The organism is Streptomyces sp. NPDC102279 (assembly GCF_044766365.1).
In the GTDB taxonomy this organism is placed as follows: Bacteria; Actinomycetota; Actinomycetes; order Streptomycetales; family Streptomycetaceae; genus Streptomyces.
This window is the reverse complement of the sequence record NZ_JBIWLU010000005.1, coordinates 306,158-324,000: the sequence shown is the minus strand read 5'-3', so window position 1 is coordinate 324,000 and position 17,843 is coordinate 306,158. Positions and strand designations below refer to the sequence as shown.

Below are 17,843 nucleotides of genomic sequence, written 5' to 3'. Positions count from 1 at the left end.
ACGCATCCCCTGAGAACAAGGCAAACTGGCCTCGTTGTACTGACGTTCGGCAGGGGGACAGCGATGGACGGTGTGCCGCGGGTACCGGAGCAGCGGCGCCCGGGCTCGGAGGAGCCCGCCGCGTTGCGCTTCAGCGTGCTCGGACCGGTGCGCGCCTGGCTCGGCGAGGACGCGTTGCCGGCCGGGTCCCCGCAGCAACGCGCGCTGCTCGCCGCGCTGCTGCTCCGCGACGGCCGCACGGCCACGGCCGCGGAACTGATCGACGCCCTGTGGGGCGACGAGCCGCCCTCCCAGGCCCTGGCCGCCGTCCGGACGTACGCCTCCCGGCTGCGCAAGGCGCTCGGCCCCGAGGTCCTGGTCAGCGAGTCCGGCGGGTACGCGATCCGCTCCCTCGGCGAGGGAGCCCTCGACCACACCCGCGCCCAGGAACTCGCCGGCCTCGCGGAGAAGGCACGCGCCGAGGGCGATCTGCCCCGGGCCCGCGAACTGCTCCGGAACACCCTCGCCCTGTGGGACGGCGAACCCCTCGCGAGCATCCCCGGCCCCTACGCGGAGACCCAGCGCGCGCGGCTGGAGGAGTGGCGGCTGCAACTCCTGGAATCCCGGCTCGACATGGACCTGGAGCAGGGCTGCCACGCGGAGGCCGTCTCCGAGCTCACCGCGCTGACCGCCGCGCACCCGCTGCGCGAGCGGCTGCGGGAGCTGCTGATGCTGGCCCTGTACCGCTCCGGCCGGCAGGCCGAGGCGCTCGCGGTGTTCGCCGACACCCGGCGGCTGCTCGCCGACGAACTCGGGGTGGACCCGCGGGCGGGCCTGCGGGAACTCCAGCAGCGCATCCTCCAGGCCGACCCCGGCCTCGCGGAACCCTCCGCCCCGGCCCCGGAACCCGCCGCCGCGCCCGTGCGCCCCGCGCAGCTCCCCGCCACGGTCCCCGACTTCACCGGACGCGCCTCCTTCGTCCAGGAACTGAGCGACGTCCTCGCCGCCGCCTCCTCCGAGGAGGGCCGCGTCATGGCCGTCTCCGCGCTGGCGGGCATCGGCGGCGTCGGCAAGACGACCCTCGCCGTGCACGTGGCGCACCGGTCGCGCGGCACCTTCCCCGACGGGCAGCTGTACGTCGATCTCCAGGGCGCCGGATCGCGGGCCGCCGAACCCGAGGCGGTGCTCGGCGCCTTCCTGCGGGCCCTCGGCACGGCGGACTCCGCCATCCCCGACTCGCTGGAGGAGCGCTCGGCGCTGTACCGCTCGGCCCTCGACGGCCGCCGCGTCCTCGTGCTGCTCGACAACGCCCGGGACGCCGCCCAGGTGCGCCCGCTGCTGCCCGGCACCGAGGGCTGCGCCGCGCTGGTGACCTCCCGGATAAGGATGGTGGACCTCGCGGGCGCCCATCTCGTCGACCTCGACGTGATGTCCCCCGAGGAGGCGCTCCAGCTCTTCACGAAGATCGTCGGCCGGGAGCGGGTGGCCTCCGAGCGGGAGGCGGCGCTCGACGTGGTCGCCGCGTGCGGGTTCCTGCCGCTGGCGATCCGCATCGCGGCGTCCCGGCTCGCCGCGCGGCGCACCTGGACGGTGTCGGTGCTCGCGGCGAAGCTCGCCGACGAGCGGCGCCGGCTGGACGAGCTCCAGGCCGGCGACCTGGCCGTCAAGGCCACCTTCGAACTCGGCTACGGCCAGCTGGAGCCCGCCCAGGCCCGCGCCTTCCGCCTGCTGGGCCTGGCCGACGGCCCCGACATCTCCCTCGCCGCCGCGGCGGCGGTGCTCGACCTCCCCGCCGAGGCCACCGAGGACCTCCTGGAGTCCCTCGTCGACACCTCCCTCCTGGAGTCCGCCGCCCCCGGCCGCTACCGCTACCACGACCTCGTCCGCCTCTACGCCCGTTCCTGCGCGGAACGCGACGAACAGCCCCCGACGGAAAGGGCGGCGGCACTGTCCCGCCTGCTGGACTTCTACCTGGCCACGGCGGCGGGCGTGTACGCCCTCGAACGCCCGGGAGACCGCCTGGTGGACCACCTGGAGCCCACGGAGTATCCGGGCCTCGTGTTCGACGACCGGCATCCGGCGCACGACTGGCTCTACGCGGAGGCCAACGCCCTTCTCTCCTGCGTCCGTCAGTCCGTCGCGGACGGCCGGCTCCCCCGAGCCGTCGATCTCCTCTGGGCGGCCAAGGACCTCGCCGAGTCGGGAGCCAACTCGCGTGAGTACGAGGTCGCCGCGAACACGGCGCTCGACCAGGCGCGCGCCGTGGGTGACGCGCGTGCCGCCGGGCGCGCGCTGACGACGCTCACCGACGTCCACCTGGTCGCGGGACGATTCGACCAGGCCGACGCGGCGGCGGTCGAGGCCATGGGCATGGCACAGAAGGCGGACGACCCCGTCGCCCGCTGCTGGGCCCCGAACACGCGCGGCATCATCGCGATCTACCAGGGCAGGCACGCCGACGGCGAGCAGTACCTGAACTCGGCCATCGAGAACTTCCGCAGTGACAGGAACAGGCCCGGCGAAGCCAGCGCCCTGTGCAACCTGTCCCGCATCCATCTGGCCATGGGGCGGATCGACAGCGCCGTCGCGCTCGCGCGGCAGGGCATCGACATCTACGACTCCATGGACAACGCCCTCCGGGGCGCGAACGGGCGCTACGCCTTGGGCCTGGCCCTCACCCGCAACGGCGACCTGGGCGCCGCGGCCAACAGCCTCGCCGAAGCCCTGGAGACCTTCCAGGACAGCCGTCAGCGGCTCTGGGAGGGGATGACCCTCTTCCGCCTGGCCGAAGTCGATCTCGCCGCCCGCCGGCCGGCCCAGGCCGCCTCGAACGCGGAGATGGCGCTGACGGTGCTGCGGGGCATCGGGGGCGAGTGGCGGCGCGGCCTGGTGCTCACCGTCCTCGGCCGCGCGCTCAGCGGTATCGGGCAGACCGGGCGCGCGCAGGTCTGCTGGCGCGACGCCCTCGCCATCCACGAGGAGTTGGGCTCGCCCGAAGCCGACGAGGTGCGCGGTCTGCTGACCCCGGCCGCCGCGGCGTAGGGAGTTCGGCGGGCCGTTCATCGAACGTTTATCGCCGCCCGACATGCTCACTCCTGTCGTTCCGTCGCGTCGGGGGGCAGGCGGATCGGTGACAGGGCCGTGGGGTTAGTCTGAGCGGCCGATCAGGGCCTGTCCGGCGTCCATCGGGGGAGCTGCCGGGCAGGCCCCCAGCCTCTTGCCTGCAACGAACATGGGGAGTTGAACGCTATGAGCGACAAGAAGAAGGAACCCGTCGTCAAGCCGCTGGACCAGCACGCGACCGGCGAAGAGGCCGTCGTCCTGGACCAGCACGCCACGGACGAAGAGGTCATCGCGCTGGACCAGCACGCCACCGGCGGCACGATCAAGCCGCTGGACCAGCACGCGACCACCGAACCGGCCAACTGACCGAACACAACGGGGAACGGCCGCGGCGGCGCGGAGGGGGAGCCGCCGCGGCCGACGCGTGTCCGGGCGTCGCCGCTGCCGCGGTGTCGCCCGCCGGCTCGTCACCGGCCCCGCAACTCCCCCTTCACCACCTTCCCGCTCGCGTTGCGCGGGAGTTCGTGGACGAAGTCGATCGTGCGGGGGACCTTGTAGTTGGCCATCTCCCGGCGGGACCAGGCGATCAGGTCGTCGGCTGTGAGGGTCGAGTGGGGGCGGCGGACGACGTAGGCGCGGCCGACCTCGCCGAGGCGGGTGTCCGGGGTGCCGACGACCGCGACGTCGGCGACGTCGGGGTGCAGGCCGAGGAGTTGTTCTATCTCGGCGGGATAGGCGTTGAAGCCGCCGACGATGAACATGTCCTTGATGCGGTCGGTGATGCGGAGATTCCCGCCGGAGTCCAGGACACCCACGTCGCCGGTGCGCAGCCAGCCGTCCGGTGACAGGACCTCCGCCGTCGCCGCCGCGTCCTCGAAGTAGCCGCTCATCACGTTGAATCCGCGCACCAGCACCTCGCCGGGCGCGCCCACCGGGGCGTCGGCGCCCGCGGAGTCCACCACCCGCACCTCGGTGTCCGGGACGGCGCGGCCCGAGGTCGTGGCGATCACCTCCGGCCGGTCGCCCCTGCGGCACATGGTGACGATCCCGCTCGCCTCGGAGAGGCCGTACGCCGTCAGGACCGTGGCCACGCCCAGTTCCGTCCGCAGGCGTTCCACCAGGCGCAGCGGCACCACCGCGGCGCCGGTGACGACCAGGCGCAGCGCGGAGAGGTCGTGCGCGTCCCGGGAGGGGTGGTCGAGCAGCGACTGGTGGAGGGTGGGCGGACCGGGCAGGACCGAGACGCGTTCCGCCGCCACGTTCGCGAGGACCGTGTCCACGTTGAACACCGGCTGCGGGATCATCGTCGCCCCGCGCATCAGGCAGGCGATGATCCCGGCCTTGTAGCCGAAGGTGTGGAAGAACGGGTTCACGATCAGGTAGCGGTCGCCCTCGCGCAGGCCGGCGAGGTCGCTCCAAATCTCGTAGCCGCGCAGGGTCTGGGCGTGGGTGATCAGGGCGCCCTTGGGGCGGCCGGTGGTGCCGGAGGTGAAGATGATGTCCGAGGGTTCGGCACCGGACACGGCGGCGGCCCTGCGGCGGGCGGCGTCGTCCCCCACTCCCTCCCCCGCCGCCAGGAAGTCCTTCCAGGAAAGGAAGTCGGCGGGGGCGTCGTCCGCGAGGACCACGACCCGTTCCAGGTGCGGGAGTCCGGGCAGTGGGCCGGGACCGGGACCCTCGCCGGCCGCCCGCCGCAGCGAGGCCACGTACGAGGTGCCGAGGAACGTGCCGGTGACGAAGAGCAGCTTCGCCCGGCTCCGGTCCAGTACGTACGCCGCCTCGGCGCCCTTGAACCGGGTGTTGAGCGGCACGAGGACCGCGCCCGCCGACACCGCGCCGAGGGCGGAGACGATCCAGTCGAGCGTGTTCGGGGCCCAGATGGCCACCCGGTCGCCGAGCCGGACCCCGCTCGCCATACAGGCCGCCGCCGCCCGCTCCACCCGGGCGCCCAGCTCCTCGTAGGAGACACGGGTCCGGCCCTCGACGACCGCCTCGCGGCCGGCGAAGCGTGTGGCCGCCGACCGCACCAGCCCCGGGACGCTTCCCCACTCCAGGTCACCGCGCATCGCGCACCTCCCGCTGCAGCACCACTAGCTGACTGACCGTCAGATTAGCTGTAGCCTGACGACCTGTCAGCAGCCGGGACCGTGCGCGGAGGTGCACCCATGCCAGGGATCAAGGACGCCACAGCCGTCGTCGGCATCGGTCAGACCCCTTTCGCGAAGCAACTGCCCGACTCCGAGAAGACCTTGGCCTGCCGCGCGATCCTCGCCGCGCTCGACGACGCGGGCATCGCACCCGCCGAGGTCGACGGCCTCGCCTCGTACACCATGGAGGAGACCGACGAGGTGGAGGTCGCCAAGGCCGTCGGGTTCGGCGACCTCTCCTTCTTCAGCAAGGTCGGCTACGGCGGCGGCGGTTCGTGCGCCACCGTCGCGCACTTGGCCGGCGCGATAGCCGCCGGTCAGGCGACGGTGGGGGTGGCCTGGCGGTCACGGAAGCGGGGTTCGGGGCCCCGGCCGTGGAAGAACACGGCCGTGCAGCTCCCCACCCCGGCCCAGTGGACCCGGCCCTTCGGACTGCTGCGGCCCGCCGACGAGATCGGGATGCTCGCCCGCCGCTACCTGCACGAGTTCGGCGCGACCCGCGACCACCTGTTCAACGTGGCACTGGCCTGCCGCAACCGCGCCAACCAGAACCCTGCCGCGATGATGTACGAGCGCCCGCTGACCCGCGAGATGTACATGACCTCCCGCTGGATCAGCGAGCCCCTCTGCCTCTTCGACAACTGCCTGGAGACGGACGGCGCGCTGGCCTGTGTGATCGTCTCCGCCGAGCGCGCCCGCGACTGCCGGCAGCGTCCCGTGTACGTCCACTCCGCCGCCCAGGGCCTGCCCGCCCAGCACCACGGCATGGTCAACTACTGGAACGACGACCCGCTCACCGGCCCCGCCTGGACCGCCGCCCGACACCTGTGGAAGAACGCGGACTTCACGCCCGAGGACGTGGACGTGGCCCAGATCTACGACGCGTTCACCCCCCTCATCCCGCTCTCCCTGGAGGGCTACGGCTTCTGCGGGCGGGGCGAGGGCGCGGCCTTCACGGAGGGCGGCGCCCTGGAGATCGGCGGCCGGCTGCCCCTGAACACCGGGGGCGGCGGCCTCAGTGAGGCCTACGTGCACGGCTTCAACCTCATCAACGAGGGCGTGAAGCAGTTGCGCGGCACGAGCACGGCGCAGGTGCCGGGTGCGGCGACCTGCCTGGTCACAGCGGGGGAAGGGGTCCCCACCTCCGCACTCCTGCTGAGGAGCTGAGATGGACGAGTCCCTGCTCTCCCCCGTCCTCGACGACGACGGCGCGCCTTTCTGGGAGTACGCCGCCCAGGGCGAACTGCGCGTCCAGGGCTGCGCCGACTGCGGTGAACTGCGCTTCCCGCCCCGGCCCTGCTGCCCGCACTGCCACTCCTTCGCGAGCGCGTGGCGCAGGATGAACGGGCGGGGCAGGATCTGGTCGTACGTGGTCCCGCATCCGCCGCTGCTGCCCGCCTACGCGGAACTGGCCGGCTACAACGCGATCGTGGTGGAACTGGCCGACGCGCCACGGATCCGGCTGGTCGGGAACCTGGTGAGCGGTCCGGACGCGGCCCTCAACTCCGTTTCCCCGGACCGGATCCGCATCGGGGCGCGGGTGCAGGCGGTGTTCGCCGAGGTGAACGGCGTGACCGTGCCGCGCTGGGTCCTGGAGCGGGCGTGAGCGGGGACGGGGCCGGGCCCACCGGCGCCGAGCGCCCGGAGGCCGCCGGGAACGGAGGGGGTCTCGAAGTCGTCGTCGACAAGGACACCGGTGTCGCCGTCCTCACCCTCGACCGGCCGCACCGGCTGAACGCGATCGACCTCGGCACCGCCGCCGGACTGGCGGCCGCCTGGCGGGCGTTGCGGCACGACGACACCGTACGGGCGGTGGTCGTCACCGGCTCGGGACCGCGGGCCTTCTGCACCGGCATCGACCGGGACGCCGAGGTGCCGCAGCCCTCCTCGCCGTACATGGTGGACGACCCGCTCGCCACGATCGGCCCGAAGGCCAACGACCTGTGGAAACCGGTGATCGCCGCCGTGAACGGGATGGCCTGCGGCGGCGCCTTCTACCTGCTCGGCGAGGCGGAGTTCGTCATCGCCGACGAGGAGGCGTCCTTCTTCGACCCGCACACGACGTACGGGATGGTGAGCGCGTACGAGTCGGTCTACCTCGCCCAGCGCATGCCGTTCGGGGAGGTGGCCCGGATGGCGCTGATGGGCACGGCCGAACGGATCTCCGCCCGGCGCGCGTACGAGGTCGGCCTGGTCTCCGAAGTCACGCCCCCGGGAGGTGCGTCGGCGGCGGCCGTGGCGTGCGCGACCGTCATCGCGTCCTATCCGGCCGCCGCCGTCCAGGGAACCGTGCGGGCGCTCTGGCAGGCCCAGGAGGCGACCCGGGCCGCAGCCCTCGCGCACGCCCCGCAACTGGTCTCCCTCGGCAACCTGCCCGGCGACCGTCAGGCGGAACTGTTCGCGGGGCGGCGCCCGGGCGGATTCCGGACGCGGTGAGTCCCGCGCGGGGTCACCGGTCCGCGGTGGCCCGCGGATCGACCGTGCAGTGATCGATCCGGTCCACGACCCCCGTGCCGGCGGCGGCCACCCGGAGGGTCGCCTTGTCCTTGGCGGGCACCGACACCTGACCGGTGGTGTCGGCCAGCGTGAAGCCGGTCCCGTCCTTGTAGCCGACCTTCACGGTGAAGAGGGCTTCGCGCCCGTTCGGATTCCTGACCTCGACGGTCGTGTACGGGTCCGCCGAGCTCGCGCAGTGCACCAGCACCGCGGTGCCGTCCTTCAGGGACCGGGCCGTGCCGGAGGAGGTCGCGGCGGGAGTGGAACGGTGGGTGGGCCGCGAACGGTAGGTGCCGCCCGTGCTGCCGTTGGTGCTGCTCGTCCCGGAGTCGTACGTGTCGTCGGACGAACCGCCGTACGGGTCGCTGCTGGACGAACCGCCGGCGTACGAACCGCCGCCCGACGTCGACGACGAACTGTCGTGGTCCTGGCGGGAACTGCTGCAGCCCCCGCCACCGCTGTGATGGCTGCGGCTCCCGTGACGTCCGGTCGAGAAGCCGGTCAGAGCCAGCACCACCATCGCCGACACCGCTGTGAACCTGAGTGTGCGCCCCCGCGTGTACATGACGTCACCCTACCCAGGGCGTCCGCACGCACTCCGCCGAGGGACGCACCGGCGGGGGACCTCAGGTCGTACGAGCCGTGCCGGTCCCCTTCTCCGCGTCCAGCGCGTACACGCAGCGGTCCTTGCTGCACGCGTACACCACACCGTCCTTGACGACGGGGGCGCCGGTGATCTCGCCCCCGGTCGCCAGCTTCCAGCGCAGCCGGCCGTCGTCGGCCTTCAGCGTGTACAGCAGGTGGTCCGTCGAGCCGAAGTGGATGCGGCCCTCGGCGACCGCGGGGGCGCCGACCAGGTCGCCGCCGGCCTGGAAGCGCCACTTGGGGGTGCCGGTCACCGCGTCCAGCGTGTACAGACCCTTGCCGCTGCCCACGTGGACGTGGCCCGCGGCGACGAGCACCGGCTCCACGGAGGCGCGGGACTCGGTCGCGATACGCCAGCGGTCGCGGCCGTCGGTGGCGTCGAGGGCGTACACCGTGCCCAGGTAGTCGGCCAGGTAGACCCCGCCGCCCGTCACGGCGGGACCCGGCGCGAAGGTGGGCGGGCTCAGGAAGACGGCCGGGGCCTCGAAGTGCCAGCGGACCCGGCCGCTCGCCACGTCGACGGCGAGGACGCGGGTGCCGGCGGAGATGTACACGTAGCCGTCGGGGGCGTGGGTGATCCGCACCGGTACGCCGCCGCAGGAGGCCGCGTCACCGATGGGGTAGGACCAGCGCTCCTCGCCCGTCCGGGCGTCAACGGCGCGCAGCCGGGCGTCCTTCCAGACGTACACCGTGCCGTCGTGGACCGCCGGGCCGGCCTCCGCCGACTCGAAGTCCGTCTGCGCCCCGCTGATCTCCCAGAGCTTCTGGCCGTTCGAGGCCTCCCAGGCCTGGACACCGCCGCCGCGCGTGCCGGTGACGACCGTTCCGCGATCGGCCTTGAGCGAGTAGACCCAGGCGTCCGTGGACAGCCGCCACAGGTCGGCGCCCTCGCGGGCGTCGAGGGCGAAGAGCGTCGGCCCGTCGGAGGCGTGGATCCGGCCGTCCGCGACGGCCATCGACCAGGCCACGTCCCGCGTCTTGAAGCGGCGGCGGCCGGTCGCCACATCGAGGGCGTGGACCTCGAAGGAGGTGACGTAGACCAGGTCGCCGGCGACCGAGGGGGTGCCCCAGACGTCGTTCGACATGCGGAAACGCCAGGGGCGCCAGCCGGCGGGCGCGTCGGTCGAGAGGGCGGGCGGGGCGGCCGTGGGCGCCGGGTCCGCGCCGTTCACCCCGGCGCGCGGCCGGGACCAGGACGCCGCGAGTCCGGCCTCCGGCGGGGGCGCCTTCACGGCGGCGGCGCGGGCGTCGACGACGCGCGGGCCGGGGCCGATGGGCACCCTGGCGCCCGCGAGGCGCACCGGACCGGTGTCGGGCGCGCCGACGGCGACCGGGGCGTGCGACGGGGGCGGCGGCACCGCGGGGCGTCCGCCGCCGCTGCGCGCGCCGCCGGACGCGGGCTTCACCGGCGGACGGCCGCCGCGGCGCGTCTCGATGAGGCCCACCGCCCGCTCGGGCAGCCACGCCGACGCCGTACCGCTGTCGTCGGAGCCGGAGCCGAAGAGGTGGGGGGCGAGCTGGGCCTGGAGGTCGGCGGGGTTGGGGCGGGCCGTGGCGTCCATCTGCATGCAGGACTCGATGAGCGGGCGCAGCTCGTCGGGGAGGCCTTCGAGGTCCGGTCCCTCGCGGAGCAGCATGAACACCGTCTCGACGGGGTTGGCGCCGTGGAAGGGCGCGTGTCCGGTCGCGGCGAAGACCAGCATCGAGCCGAGCGAGAAGACGTCGCTCGCGCCGGTGACGCTGCGCGAGTCCTTCGCCTGCTCGGGCGACATGTACGCGGGGGTGCCGACCGCGACGTTCGTCATGGTCAGACGGGTGTTCGAAACGCCGGACGCGATGCCGAAGTCGATCACACGAGGGCCGTCCTCGACCACCAGGACGTTCGACGGCTTCAGGTCACGGTGGACGAGTCCCGCGCCGTGGATCGACTGGAGCGCCTCCGCGACGCCCGCCGCGAGCCAGCGCACCGCCTGGGCCGGGAGCGGCCCGCACTCGTTCACTATTTCCTCGAGCGAGGGGGCGGGAACGTAGGCGGTGGCCAGCCAGGGCACCGCGGCGCGCGCGTCGGCGTCGACCACGGCCGCCGTGTAGAACCCCGACACGGCGCGGGCCGCCTCGACCTCGCGCGAGAAGCGGACCCGGAACAGCTGGTCCTCGGCGAGTTCCGTCCTGACCGTCTTGATCGCCACGCGCCGGCCGGAGGCCGAGCGCGCGAGATAGACCAGCCCCATGCCGCCGGCACCCAGCCGTCCCAGCACCTCGAACGGCCCGATCCGCCGCGGATCGTGCTGCGTCAGCTGATCCACCACTTGCCTGCCACCTCCCCGTACGGGTCGCGTCATCCACGTGTGAACGCGGCCCAGTGCAGCGTCTCACCACCGCACCGCCGTGGCGGCACGCACCCCGATTCTTCCTGGCCGAGCCACAGGTTGCGAACCCGGACGCGGATCGGGGTGTCTCGTGACAAAACACCCGCTCCAGGAGGAGTACGGGCGGTCGGGCCCGGCCGTTCACGGCCGAATGACGCCCGTCGTCCCGGATGTACCCCGTCCTCCGGCGCCGGATGTCCCTCCTCAGCGTTCGAGGACGGCGAACGACGCCCCCTGATTGTCCGTGACCACGGCCACCCGTCCGTACGACGCGTCGAAGGGCGGCACCTGGACACGGCCGCCGAGCCGGTTCACCGTCCGGAGCGCCTCGTCGCAGTCGCCGACCCCGAAGTGCACGAGGAAGTGGGGTGGCATCTCGGCGGGGAAGACGCCGGAGACGGGGACACGGCCGAAGTCGGGGGTCGCGTCGGGCCCGAAGAGCGCGTCGTGGAAGAGGGTGCCGTAGAAGCGGTCGACGGTCGTGGTGTCCCTCGCGTACAACTCCGCCCAGCAGAAGGTACGGCGCTCGTGGCGCCGGCCGAATCCGGTGTGGCTGCCGGGCTGCCACAGGCCGAACACGGCGCCCTCCGGGTCCGTGACGAGGGCCGCGCTGCCGAGGTCGCCGGAGGGGCCGGGCAACTCGGTCGGCGCGGTGATGATCTGGCCGCCCGCCGCCATGATGCGCCGGGACAGCGTCCACGCGTCCGGCGTCGCGAAGTACACCGTCCACACCGTGGGCATGCGGCCGTCCCGCTTGGGCGTGAGGCCGGCGACCGGCGCACCGTCCAGCTCCGCCAGGGACATCGGGCCGGCCCCCGCGGTCCCCTCGGACGCCTCCGGGAACGTCCAGCCGAACAGCTCGCCGTAGAAACGCTTGCCCGCCTCGACGTCGGGCAACTGGGCGTCGACCCAGCAGGGCACGCCCTCGGAGAACCCGGCGACAACGTCAGATTCGGCCATGCGATCAAGCTAACGGCGGCGCGCTCATCCCGCAGAGCGGGCGCATCCGCACCGGTGACACCCCATGGAGGACCTCCGGAACCCCTGTGACGGACGGCCGCACCCCATTTGCAGTCGGCCGAATCGCGCTCCGATCACCCCTCGGTAAGCTGACGGCATGACAGGACAAGTGCGTACCGTCGACGGCCGCGTGGCCGGACGGCGTGGGCAGGCGACCCGGCAGAAGCTGCTCGACTGCCTCAGCGAGATGCTCAGCTCGTCGCCCTACCGGGATGTCAAAGTCATCGACGTCGCCAGGAAGGCGGGCACGTCGCCGGCGACCTTCTACCAGTACTTCCCGGACGTCGAAGGCGCCGTCCTGGAGATCGCCGAACACATGGCCGCCGAGGGCGCCGGGCTGACCCAGCTGCTCGACGGGCGGTCCTGGGTCGGCAAGGCCGGCTGGCAGACCGCGCAGGAACTCGTGGACGGTTTCCTGGAGTTCTGGCGGAGGAACGACGCGATCCTGCGCGTGGTCGACCTCGGTGCGGCCGAGGGCGACAAGCGCTTCTACAAGATCCGCATGAAGATCCTGAACTCCGTGAACAACTCGCTCACGGACTCGGTGGCCGACCTCCAGGCCAAGGGCAAGGTCGACAAGGACGTGAACCCGGCGGCCATGGCCGGTTCCCTCGTCGCCATGCTCGCCGCGGTCGCCTCGCACCAGAAGGGCTTCCAGACGTGGGGTGTCAAGCAGGCTGAACTCAAGCCGAACCTTGCGCTGTTGGTGCATCTGGGCGTGACCGGGAAGAAGCCGACGAAGTAACTTATCCGACCTTTTCGCCCCCAACTCCTGTCATGCGGGCGGTAGTTCGTGCCGGAGTCACACTCCGGCGGGCTGCCGCCCGCTGCGCTGTACGGGCGCGGAAGCACCCGGGCCGCGGCCCCGGCACCCGGGCGGGACCTGCTACGCGGGCGGCGGTCCCTCCACGGCGTCCGGGGTCACCGCCGTCCGCCGCCGGACGATCCTGAAGAGCCGGATCTCCCGGTCCACCCGCGCCTGATAGGTGGCGTAGGGCGGCCAGAACGCCAACGCCGTGCGCCACACCGCGGCCCGCTCCTCCCCCGTGAGAAGCCGCGCGATCACGGGGATGTCCTCGCCCCTCCAGCTGATGACCGCGTCGGGATGGGCGAGGAGGTTCGCGGTCCAGGCGGGGTGGCCCGTACGGCCGAAGTTGGAGCCGACGAGGATCCAGCCGCCCTCCTGGGCGCCCGCGACCCCCTCGGCGGCCGCCTCGTCCCGGACCCGGGCCGCACCGGCCTCCGGCATGCAGGCCAGGGGCGTGCGGCGCTCCAGGCCGCTGCGGGCCCCGCGGGCGGTCAGGACGATCCCCGGCAGCATCTGGGCGCTGAGCAGCACCTTGCCGCGGGTCAGCCGGTGCACGGCCCGGTCGAGGGCCGGGATGAGGTGGGGCGCCACCTTGGCGAAGGTCCGCGTCGAGGAGACCCGCTGCACCAGCCGCACACCGGGCATCCTCCGCGCCCCGGTCCCGACCCCGGCCCCGTTCCCGACCCCGACCCCCGCACCGGGCGCCCTTCCGCCCGGGCTCTCGGCACCGCCCACCCCGGGCGACCCTCCGTCCGGACCCCCGTCACCGCCCACCCCGGGCGACCCTCCGCCCGCACCCCCGTCACCACCCACCCCGGGCGACCCTCCGCCCGGGCTGTCGGCGCCGCTCCCCGCGCCCGCTCCGCCATCGGGCCGCCCGCCGTCCCCGCTCCCCGCACCGTCCACTCCGTCGGCCTCCGCCCCGCCACCGCTCATCTTGTCGGCCTCCGCCCCCGCACCGCTCACCCCGTCCGCTCCGGCACCCGTGACACCGCTTCCCTCCCGGCCCGCACCGCTCCCCGGGTCCCCCGGGCGCGGGTGTCCGGCCGCCGCCATCAGACCCTCACCTCTCCGGCGTCGAAGAGGCGGGCGGTGTCGGCCGCATGGGCGCGCAGCCGGTGCACGGGGCCGAAGAGGAGTTCGTCGCCCGCGGCGCGCTTGAAGGAGAGGTGGGCGTCGTGCTCCCAGGTGAAGCCGACGCCGCCGTGCAACTGGATGCCCTCGGACGCGGCGGTGCGCAGCGCCTCCAGCGCCTGGGCCAACGCGAGTCCACCCACGCGCTCGGCGCCGGTTCCCGCGGCCCAGGCCGCGTAGTAGGCCGCCGAGCGGGCCGCCCGCACGCCCACGTACACGTCCGCGAGCCGGTGCTTGACCGCCTGGAAGGAGCCGATCGCGCGGCCGAACTGCTCGCGTGTCCGCACGTGTTCGACGGTGCGCTCCAGCGCGCGGTCGGCGGCGCCCACGGCCTCGACCGCGAGGACGGTGGCGGCGGCGTCCCCGGTGGCGGCGAGCGCGGCGGGCACGTCGGCACCCTCGTCGCCCAGCAACTCGGCCTTCACGTGGCGGAGTTCGATCCTGGCCTGCGGCCGGGTCGCGTCGAGCGCGGTCTGCCGCGCGCGGACCATGCCCGCGGCGTCGGCCCGTACCAGGAAGAGCAGAGTCCGGGACCGGGCGAAGCCGCCGGTGTGCGCGGCCACCACCAGCAGCCCGGCGCTGTGTCCGTCGAGGACCTGCGTCGCCTGCCCGTAGAGCCGCCAGCCGCCGTCCGCGCGGCGCGCCTGGACGCCTCCGGCACGGCCGCCGCCCGCCCAGTCGCCGTGGTTGTCGTCGACCAGCGCGAGGGCGGTGGCCAGGCCCGCGCCCGGTACCGCGAGCGCGGCGGTCAGTTCACCGGAGGCCAGCCGGGGCAGCAGGGCGGCACGCTGGGCCTCGTCGCCGAGGGCCAGGATCAGCGGGGCGGCGAGCGCGGCGGTGGCGAGGAGCGGCGTGGGGGCAAGGAAGCGCCCCGACTCCTCGCAGGCCAGGGCGAGTTCGGTCACCGAGCAGCCGATCCCGCCGTAGCGCTCGGGCAGAGCGAGGCCGGCCAGTCCCAACTGCCGGGACAGGGTCTCCCACAGTGCCCGGTCGTGACCCTCCGGGCCGTGTGCGGCGGCCCGGAGGTCGTCCGGGCCGCACCGTTTGGCCAGCACCTCCCGCAGGGTGCGCCGGATCTCCTCCTGCTCCGCGGTGAGACGGGCGTCCATGGGCGGGCTCCTCCCTGGGGCAGCCTGCGGGATCCGCCGATCCCCTGATCTGACGGGCCGTCATGTTAGGTCGGACGGTTCCAGATGCACAGGGGTGCGGCACCTCCCGGCGGACCGGTTATCTGATGTACCGTCAGATTCATGACGCATGCCACCCCGGGCCGGAACGGTCGCAAGGTCGCCGTGGTCGGCATATCCCTTTCCGACTGCGGTCGCGTGGACGAGGCGACTCCCTACGCGCTGCACGCCCAGGCGGCCCGGCGCGCGCTCGCCGACTCGGGCCTTGACCGCTCGGTGATCGACGGTCTCGCGTCGGCGGGCCTCGGCACCCTCGCCCCCGCCGAGGTGGCCGAGTACCTGGGACTGCGGCCCACCTGGGTCGACTCGACCTCCGTCGGCGGATCCACCTGGGAGGTCATGGCGGCGCACGCGGCCGACGCCATCGCGGCGGGTCACGCCAACGCCGTTCTGCTCGTCTACGGTTCCACCGCCCGCGCCGACATCAAGGCGGGCCGCCGCACCGGAAACCTGTCGTTCGGCGCCCGGGGACCGCTCCAGTTCGAGGTCCCGTACGGGCACACCCTGATCGCCAAGTACGCGATGGCCGCCCGCCGTCACATGCACACGTACGGCACCACGCTCGAACAGCTCGCCTCGGTCGCCGTCCAGGCCCGCGCGAACGCCGCCCACAACCCGGAGGCGATGTTCCGCTCCCCCGTCACCGTCGACGACGTCCTGTCGGGGCCGATGATCGCGGACCCCTTCACCAAGCTGCACTGCTGCCTCCGCTCCGACGGGGGCGCGGCGGTACTGCTGGCCGCCGAGGAGTACGTACGCGACTGCCGCACGGTCCCGGTGTGGGTGCTCGGCGCGGGGGAGCACGTCTCCCACACCACCATGTCCGAGTGGGCGGACTTCACCGTGTCCCCGGCGGCGGTGAGCGGCCGGCTCGCTTTCGAGCGCGCCGGGGTCCGGCCCGCGGAGATCGACGTCGCCGAGATCTACGACGCCTTCACCTACATGACCCTGGTGACCCTGGAGGACCTCGGCTTCTGCGCGAAGGGCGAGGGGGGCGCGTTCGTGGAGGCGGCGAAGGGGCGGCTGCTGGTGGGCGGGGAACTGCCGGTGAACACCGACGGGGGCGGACTGGCGGCCCAACACCCGGGAATGCGGGGCCTGTTCCTCCTGGTGGAGGCCGTACGGCAACTGCGCGGCGAGGTTCCCGAGGCGCGCCAGGTGCGCCGGGCCGACGGCACCCTGCCGCAGTTGGCGGTGGCGTCCGGGACGGGTGGCTGGTTCTGCTCGTCGGGAACGGTGGTGCTGGGCCGGGGGTGAGAGGGGCGCGTCCGGCGCAGGGGGTGTCCGCGCCACGGGGCGATACTCGACGGCATGGAACCGGATCTTCACGAGCTGCTGAGATCGCTGCGGGTGTGGGACACGGAGCTGCCGGTCTTCGAGCCGCTTGAGGCACCGGCGGACCCGCTGACCCTGTTCGCCCGGTGGCTCGCCCAGGCCGCGGCCGCGGGGCAGACCGAGCCGCACACGATGTCGCTGGCGACGACGGACGAGGACGGTCTGCCGGACGTCCGCACGGTGATGCTGCACGGCGCGGACGCCCGGGGCTGGGCGTTCGCCACCCACGCGACCAGCCGCAAGGGCCGCCAGCTCGCCGCCCGCCCGCACGCGGCCCTCGGCTTCTACTGGCCCGCGCAGGGACGCCAGGTCCGTCTCCGGGGCCCGGTCACCCTCGCCTCCGTGGAGGAGAGCCAGGCGGACCTGCACGCCCGCTCCACGGGGGCGCTGGCCGCGGCCCTGGTGGGCCGGCAGAGCGACGTCCTGCCCTCCCTGGCGGACCTGGACCGGGCCTCGGACGCGGCCTGGAAGCAGGCCGAGCGGTCCCCGGACACCCCGGCCCCCACCTGGACCCTCTACCGCCTCCACCCCACGGAGGCGGAGTTCTTCCAGGGCGACTCCCGCCGCCGCCACGTACGCCTCACGTACCACCGCACGGACCCGGGCTGGACGACGGACCTGCTGTGGCCGTGACGCGGCGGGGACGGGTCCCGTGCGCCGCCCCACCGCCCGCCGTGTGAGCCGTCCGTGCCGTTGTCCCGTCCCGGCCGCCCGTGAAGTCGTAGGCGGCGAAGTCCGCGACGGGACGGTAGCCGATGCGCTGGTAGAGGCCGTTGCTCGTCGGATTGGCGAGGTCGGCGAAGAGGAGCACCTCCTGGGCTCCGGCCGCCCGCGCGGCGCGGCTCACCTCGGCGGTGACGGCACCGGCGTAACCGCGCCCGCGCAGGGCGGCCGGGGTGTAGACGGGGGCGACGCGTACCTGGCCGGCGACCGGTGGTGTCGCGCCCGCCATGGCGACCGGGGTCCCGTCGGGCGCCTGCCAGAAGGAGACGCCGCCGTGGGAGATCCGGTCGTCGGCCCACGCCGCGCCGTCGCGGTGTGCGGTTCCGCCGATGGCGTCGGCGAAGTCCCGGTACCAGCGGGCCAGCAGATCCCGGTCGGCCCCGCGCGCGACCCTGGCCCGCCCGGCAGGCACGGGGCCGGGCGTTGTCAGGTCCACGAGCCGGTACAACCGTTCGCTGCGAACCTGTACGGCCGTCGCCCCCGTTCGTCGCCGCCAGGCCTCGGCGAAGGCGCCCGCCGTGTCCGGCTCCGCCATGGCGCCGGGCAGCGCGGTGTCCACGTCCGCGAGCAGTGCGGCGAGGGCGTCCGCGTCCCGCTCGTCCACGGCCGTGAGGTTCAGGCGGTACGGCGGGGTGCGGAAGAACGTCCCGCGGACGGCACCGCCCCGCTCCAGCACGCCGAAGAGCGGTGGCTCCTCGCCGTACCCGCCCATCCCCCGCCTGCGCAGGGCGTCCGTCACGGTCAGCGGAACCGTGTGCCGCACAGGTCCGGCCCGGAGGAAGTCACCGGCCCGGCCGAGGAAGTCGTCGAGGTCACGGGTGAGCTGCCAGGCGTTCGCGGCGGACGTCATGCGCGATGATCCCGCGAGCCCGTGGCAGGACGCCTCCGGTTTTCGGCGGTCGTCCGCCACGGGAGCCCGCACGCGCGGTCTCCGTGA

At 73.8% G+C, this 17,843-nt stretch carries 15 protein-coding genes; 8 read left to right on the top strand and 7 right to left on the bottom strand.

Annotated elements, in window-relative coordinates:
- The first annotated feature begins 63 nt into the window (after positions 1-63).
- Together ACIRQH_RS14400 and ACIRQH_RS14395 are read left to right on the top strand one after the other, a co-directional pair.
- Positions 64-3,021 (top strand): BTAD domain-containing putative transcriptional regulator, encoded by a 2,958-nt coding sequence (locus ACIRQH_RS14400; protein WP_358817984.1) that lies wholly within the window; start codon positions 64-66, stop codon positions 3,019-3,021.
- Positions 3,022-3,228: 207 nt separating this feature from the next.
- Positions 3,229-3,408 (top strand): hypothetical protein, encoded by a 180-nt coding sequence (locus ACIRQH_RS14395; protein WP_358817983.1) that lies wholly within the window; start codon positions 3,229-3,231, stop codon positions 3,406-3,408.
- A gap of 101 nt (positions 3,409-3,509) precedes the next feature.
- Here the strand turns inward: ACIRQH_RS14395 and ACIRQH_RS14390 are convergent, their stop codons facing one another.
- Entirely contained in the window at positions 3,510-5,108 is a 1,599-nt protein-coding gene (locus ACIRQH_RS14390) for a FadD3 family acyl-CoA ligase (protein ID WP_404225929.1), read from the bottom strand.
- A 99-nt stretch (positions 5,109-5,207) separates the two neighbouring features.
- On the opposite strand from ACIRQH_RS14390, the gene ACIRQH_RS14385 reads away from it, so the two are divergent.
- From ACIRQH_RS14385 to ACIRQH_RS14375, 3 genes are read left to right on the top strand one after another with little or no spacing between them, the layout of a single operon-like run.
- On the top strand, positions 5,208-6,356 hold the full coding sequence (locus ACIRQH_RS14385; protein ID WP_358817981.1) for a lipid-transfer protein: 1,149 nt from the start codon (positions 5,208-5,210) through the stop codon (positions 6,354-6,356).
- A 1-nt stretch (position 6,357) separates the two neighbouring features.
- Positions 6,358-6,795 carry a zinc ribbon domain-containing protein gene (locus tag ACIRQH_RS14380; RefSeq protein ID WP_358817980.1) on the top strand — a complete coding sequence of 146 codons (438 nt, stop codon included), beginning with the start codon at positions 6,358-6,360 and terminating at the stop codon, positions 6,793-6,795.
- On the top strand, positions 6,792-7,625 hold the full coding sequence (locus ACIRQH_RS14375) for an enoyl-CoA hydratase/isomerase family protein (protein WP_388872481.1): 834 nt from the start codon (positions 6,792-6,794) through the stop codon (positions 7,623-7,625). Before ACIRQH_RS14380 ends, ACIRQH_RS14375 begins: the two co-directional genes overlap by 4 nt.
- Positions 7,626-7,638: 13 nt before the next feature.
- On the opposite strand, the gene ACIRQH_RS14370 is transcribed toward ACIRQH_RS14375, so the two are convergent.
- The 3 genes from ACIRQH_RS14370 to ACIRQH_RS14360 form a co-directional block, all read right to left on the bottom strand.
- A complete protein-coding gene (locus ACIRQH_RS14370; protein ID WP_388872478.1) occupies positions 7,639-8,250 on the bottom strand; it encodes a hypothetical protein in 612 nt (203 codons plus the stop codon).
- A 61-nt stretch (positions 8,251-8,311) separates the two neighbouring features.
- On the bottom strand, positions 8,312-10,639 hold the full coding sequence (locus ACIRQH_RS14365; protein ID WP_358817977.1) for a serine/threonine-protein kinase: 2,328 nt from the start codon (positions 10,637-10,639) through the stop codon (positions 8,312-8,314).
- Between the two features lie 264 nt (positions 10,640-10,903).
- Positions 10,904-11,659: a VOC family protein gene (locus ACIRQH_RS14360; RefSeq protein WP_358817976.1), complete on the bottom strand. Its 756-nt coding sequence runs from the start codon at positions 11,657-11,659 to the stop codon at positions 10,904-10,906.
- A 169-nt stretch (positions 11,660-11,828) separates the two neighbouring features.
- Here ACIRQH_RS14360 and ACIRQH_RS14355 point away from each other — a divergent pair, with 169 nt between their 5' ends.
- A complete protein-coding gene (locus tag ACIRQH_RS14355; protein ID WP_358818043.1) occupies positions 11,829-12,464 on the top strand; it encodes a TetR family transcriptional regulator in 636 nt (211 codons plus the stop codon).
- 141 nt (positions 12,465-12,605) lie between these two features.
- Here the strand turns inward: ACIRQH_RS14355 and ACIRQH_RS14350 are convergent, their stop codons facing one another.
- Complete coding sequence (locus tag ACIRQH_RS14350; protein WP_404225925.1) at positions 12,606-13,172, bottom strand: nitroreductase/quinone reductase family protein; 567 nt, start codon at positions 13,170-13,172, stop codon at positions 12,606-12,608.
- A gap of 410 nt (positions 13,173-13,582) precedes the next feature.
- Complete coding sequence (locus ACIRQH_RS14345; protein ID WP_388872469.1) at positions 13,583-14,770, bottom strand: acyl-CoA dehydrogenase family protein; 1,188 nt, start codon at positions 14,768-14,770, stop codon at positions 13,583-13,585.
- Positions 14,771-14,911: 141 nt separating this feature from the next.
- Here ACIRQH_RS14345 and ACIRQH_RS14340 point away from each other — a divergent pair, with 141 nt between their 5' ends.
- Together ACIRQH_RS14340 and ACIRQH_RS14335 are read left to right on the top strand one after the other, a co-directional pair.
- Positions 14,912-16,105 (top strand): thiolase C-terminal domain-containing protein, encoded by a 1,194-nt coding sequence (locus tag ACIRQH_RS14340; RefSeq protein ID WP_388872465.1) that lies wholly within the window; start codon positions 14,912-14,914, stop codon positions 16,103-16,105.
- Between the two features lie 54 nt (positions 16,106-16,159).
- Positions 16,160-16,816 carry a pyridoxal 5'-phosphate synthase gene (locus tag ACIRQH_RS14335; protein ID WP_388872462.1) on the top strand — a complete coding sequence of 219 codons (657 nt, stop codon included), beginning with the start codon at positions 16,160-16,162 and terminating at the stop codon, positions 16,814-16,816.
- On the opposite strand, the gene ACIRQH_RS14330 is transcribed toward ACIRQH_RS14335, so the two are convergent.
- A complete protein-coding gene (locus tag ACIRQH_RS14330) occupies positions 16,764-17,756 on the bottom strand; it encodes a GNAT family N-acetyltransferase (RefSeq protein ID WP_388872459.1) in 993 nt (330 codons plus the stop codon). The genes ACIRQH_RS14335 and ACIRQH_RS14330 overlap by 53 nt on opposite strands.
- Between the last annotated feature and the right edge of the window lie 87 nt (positions 17,757-17,843).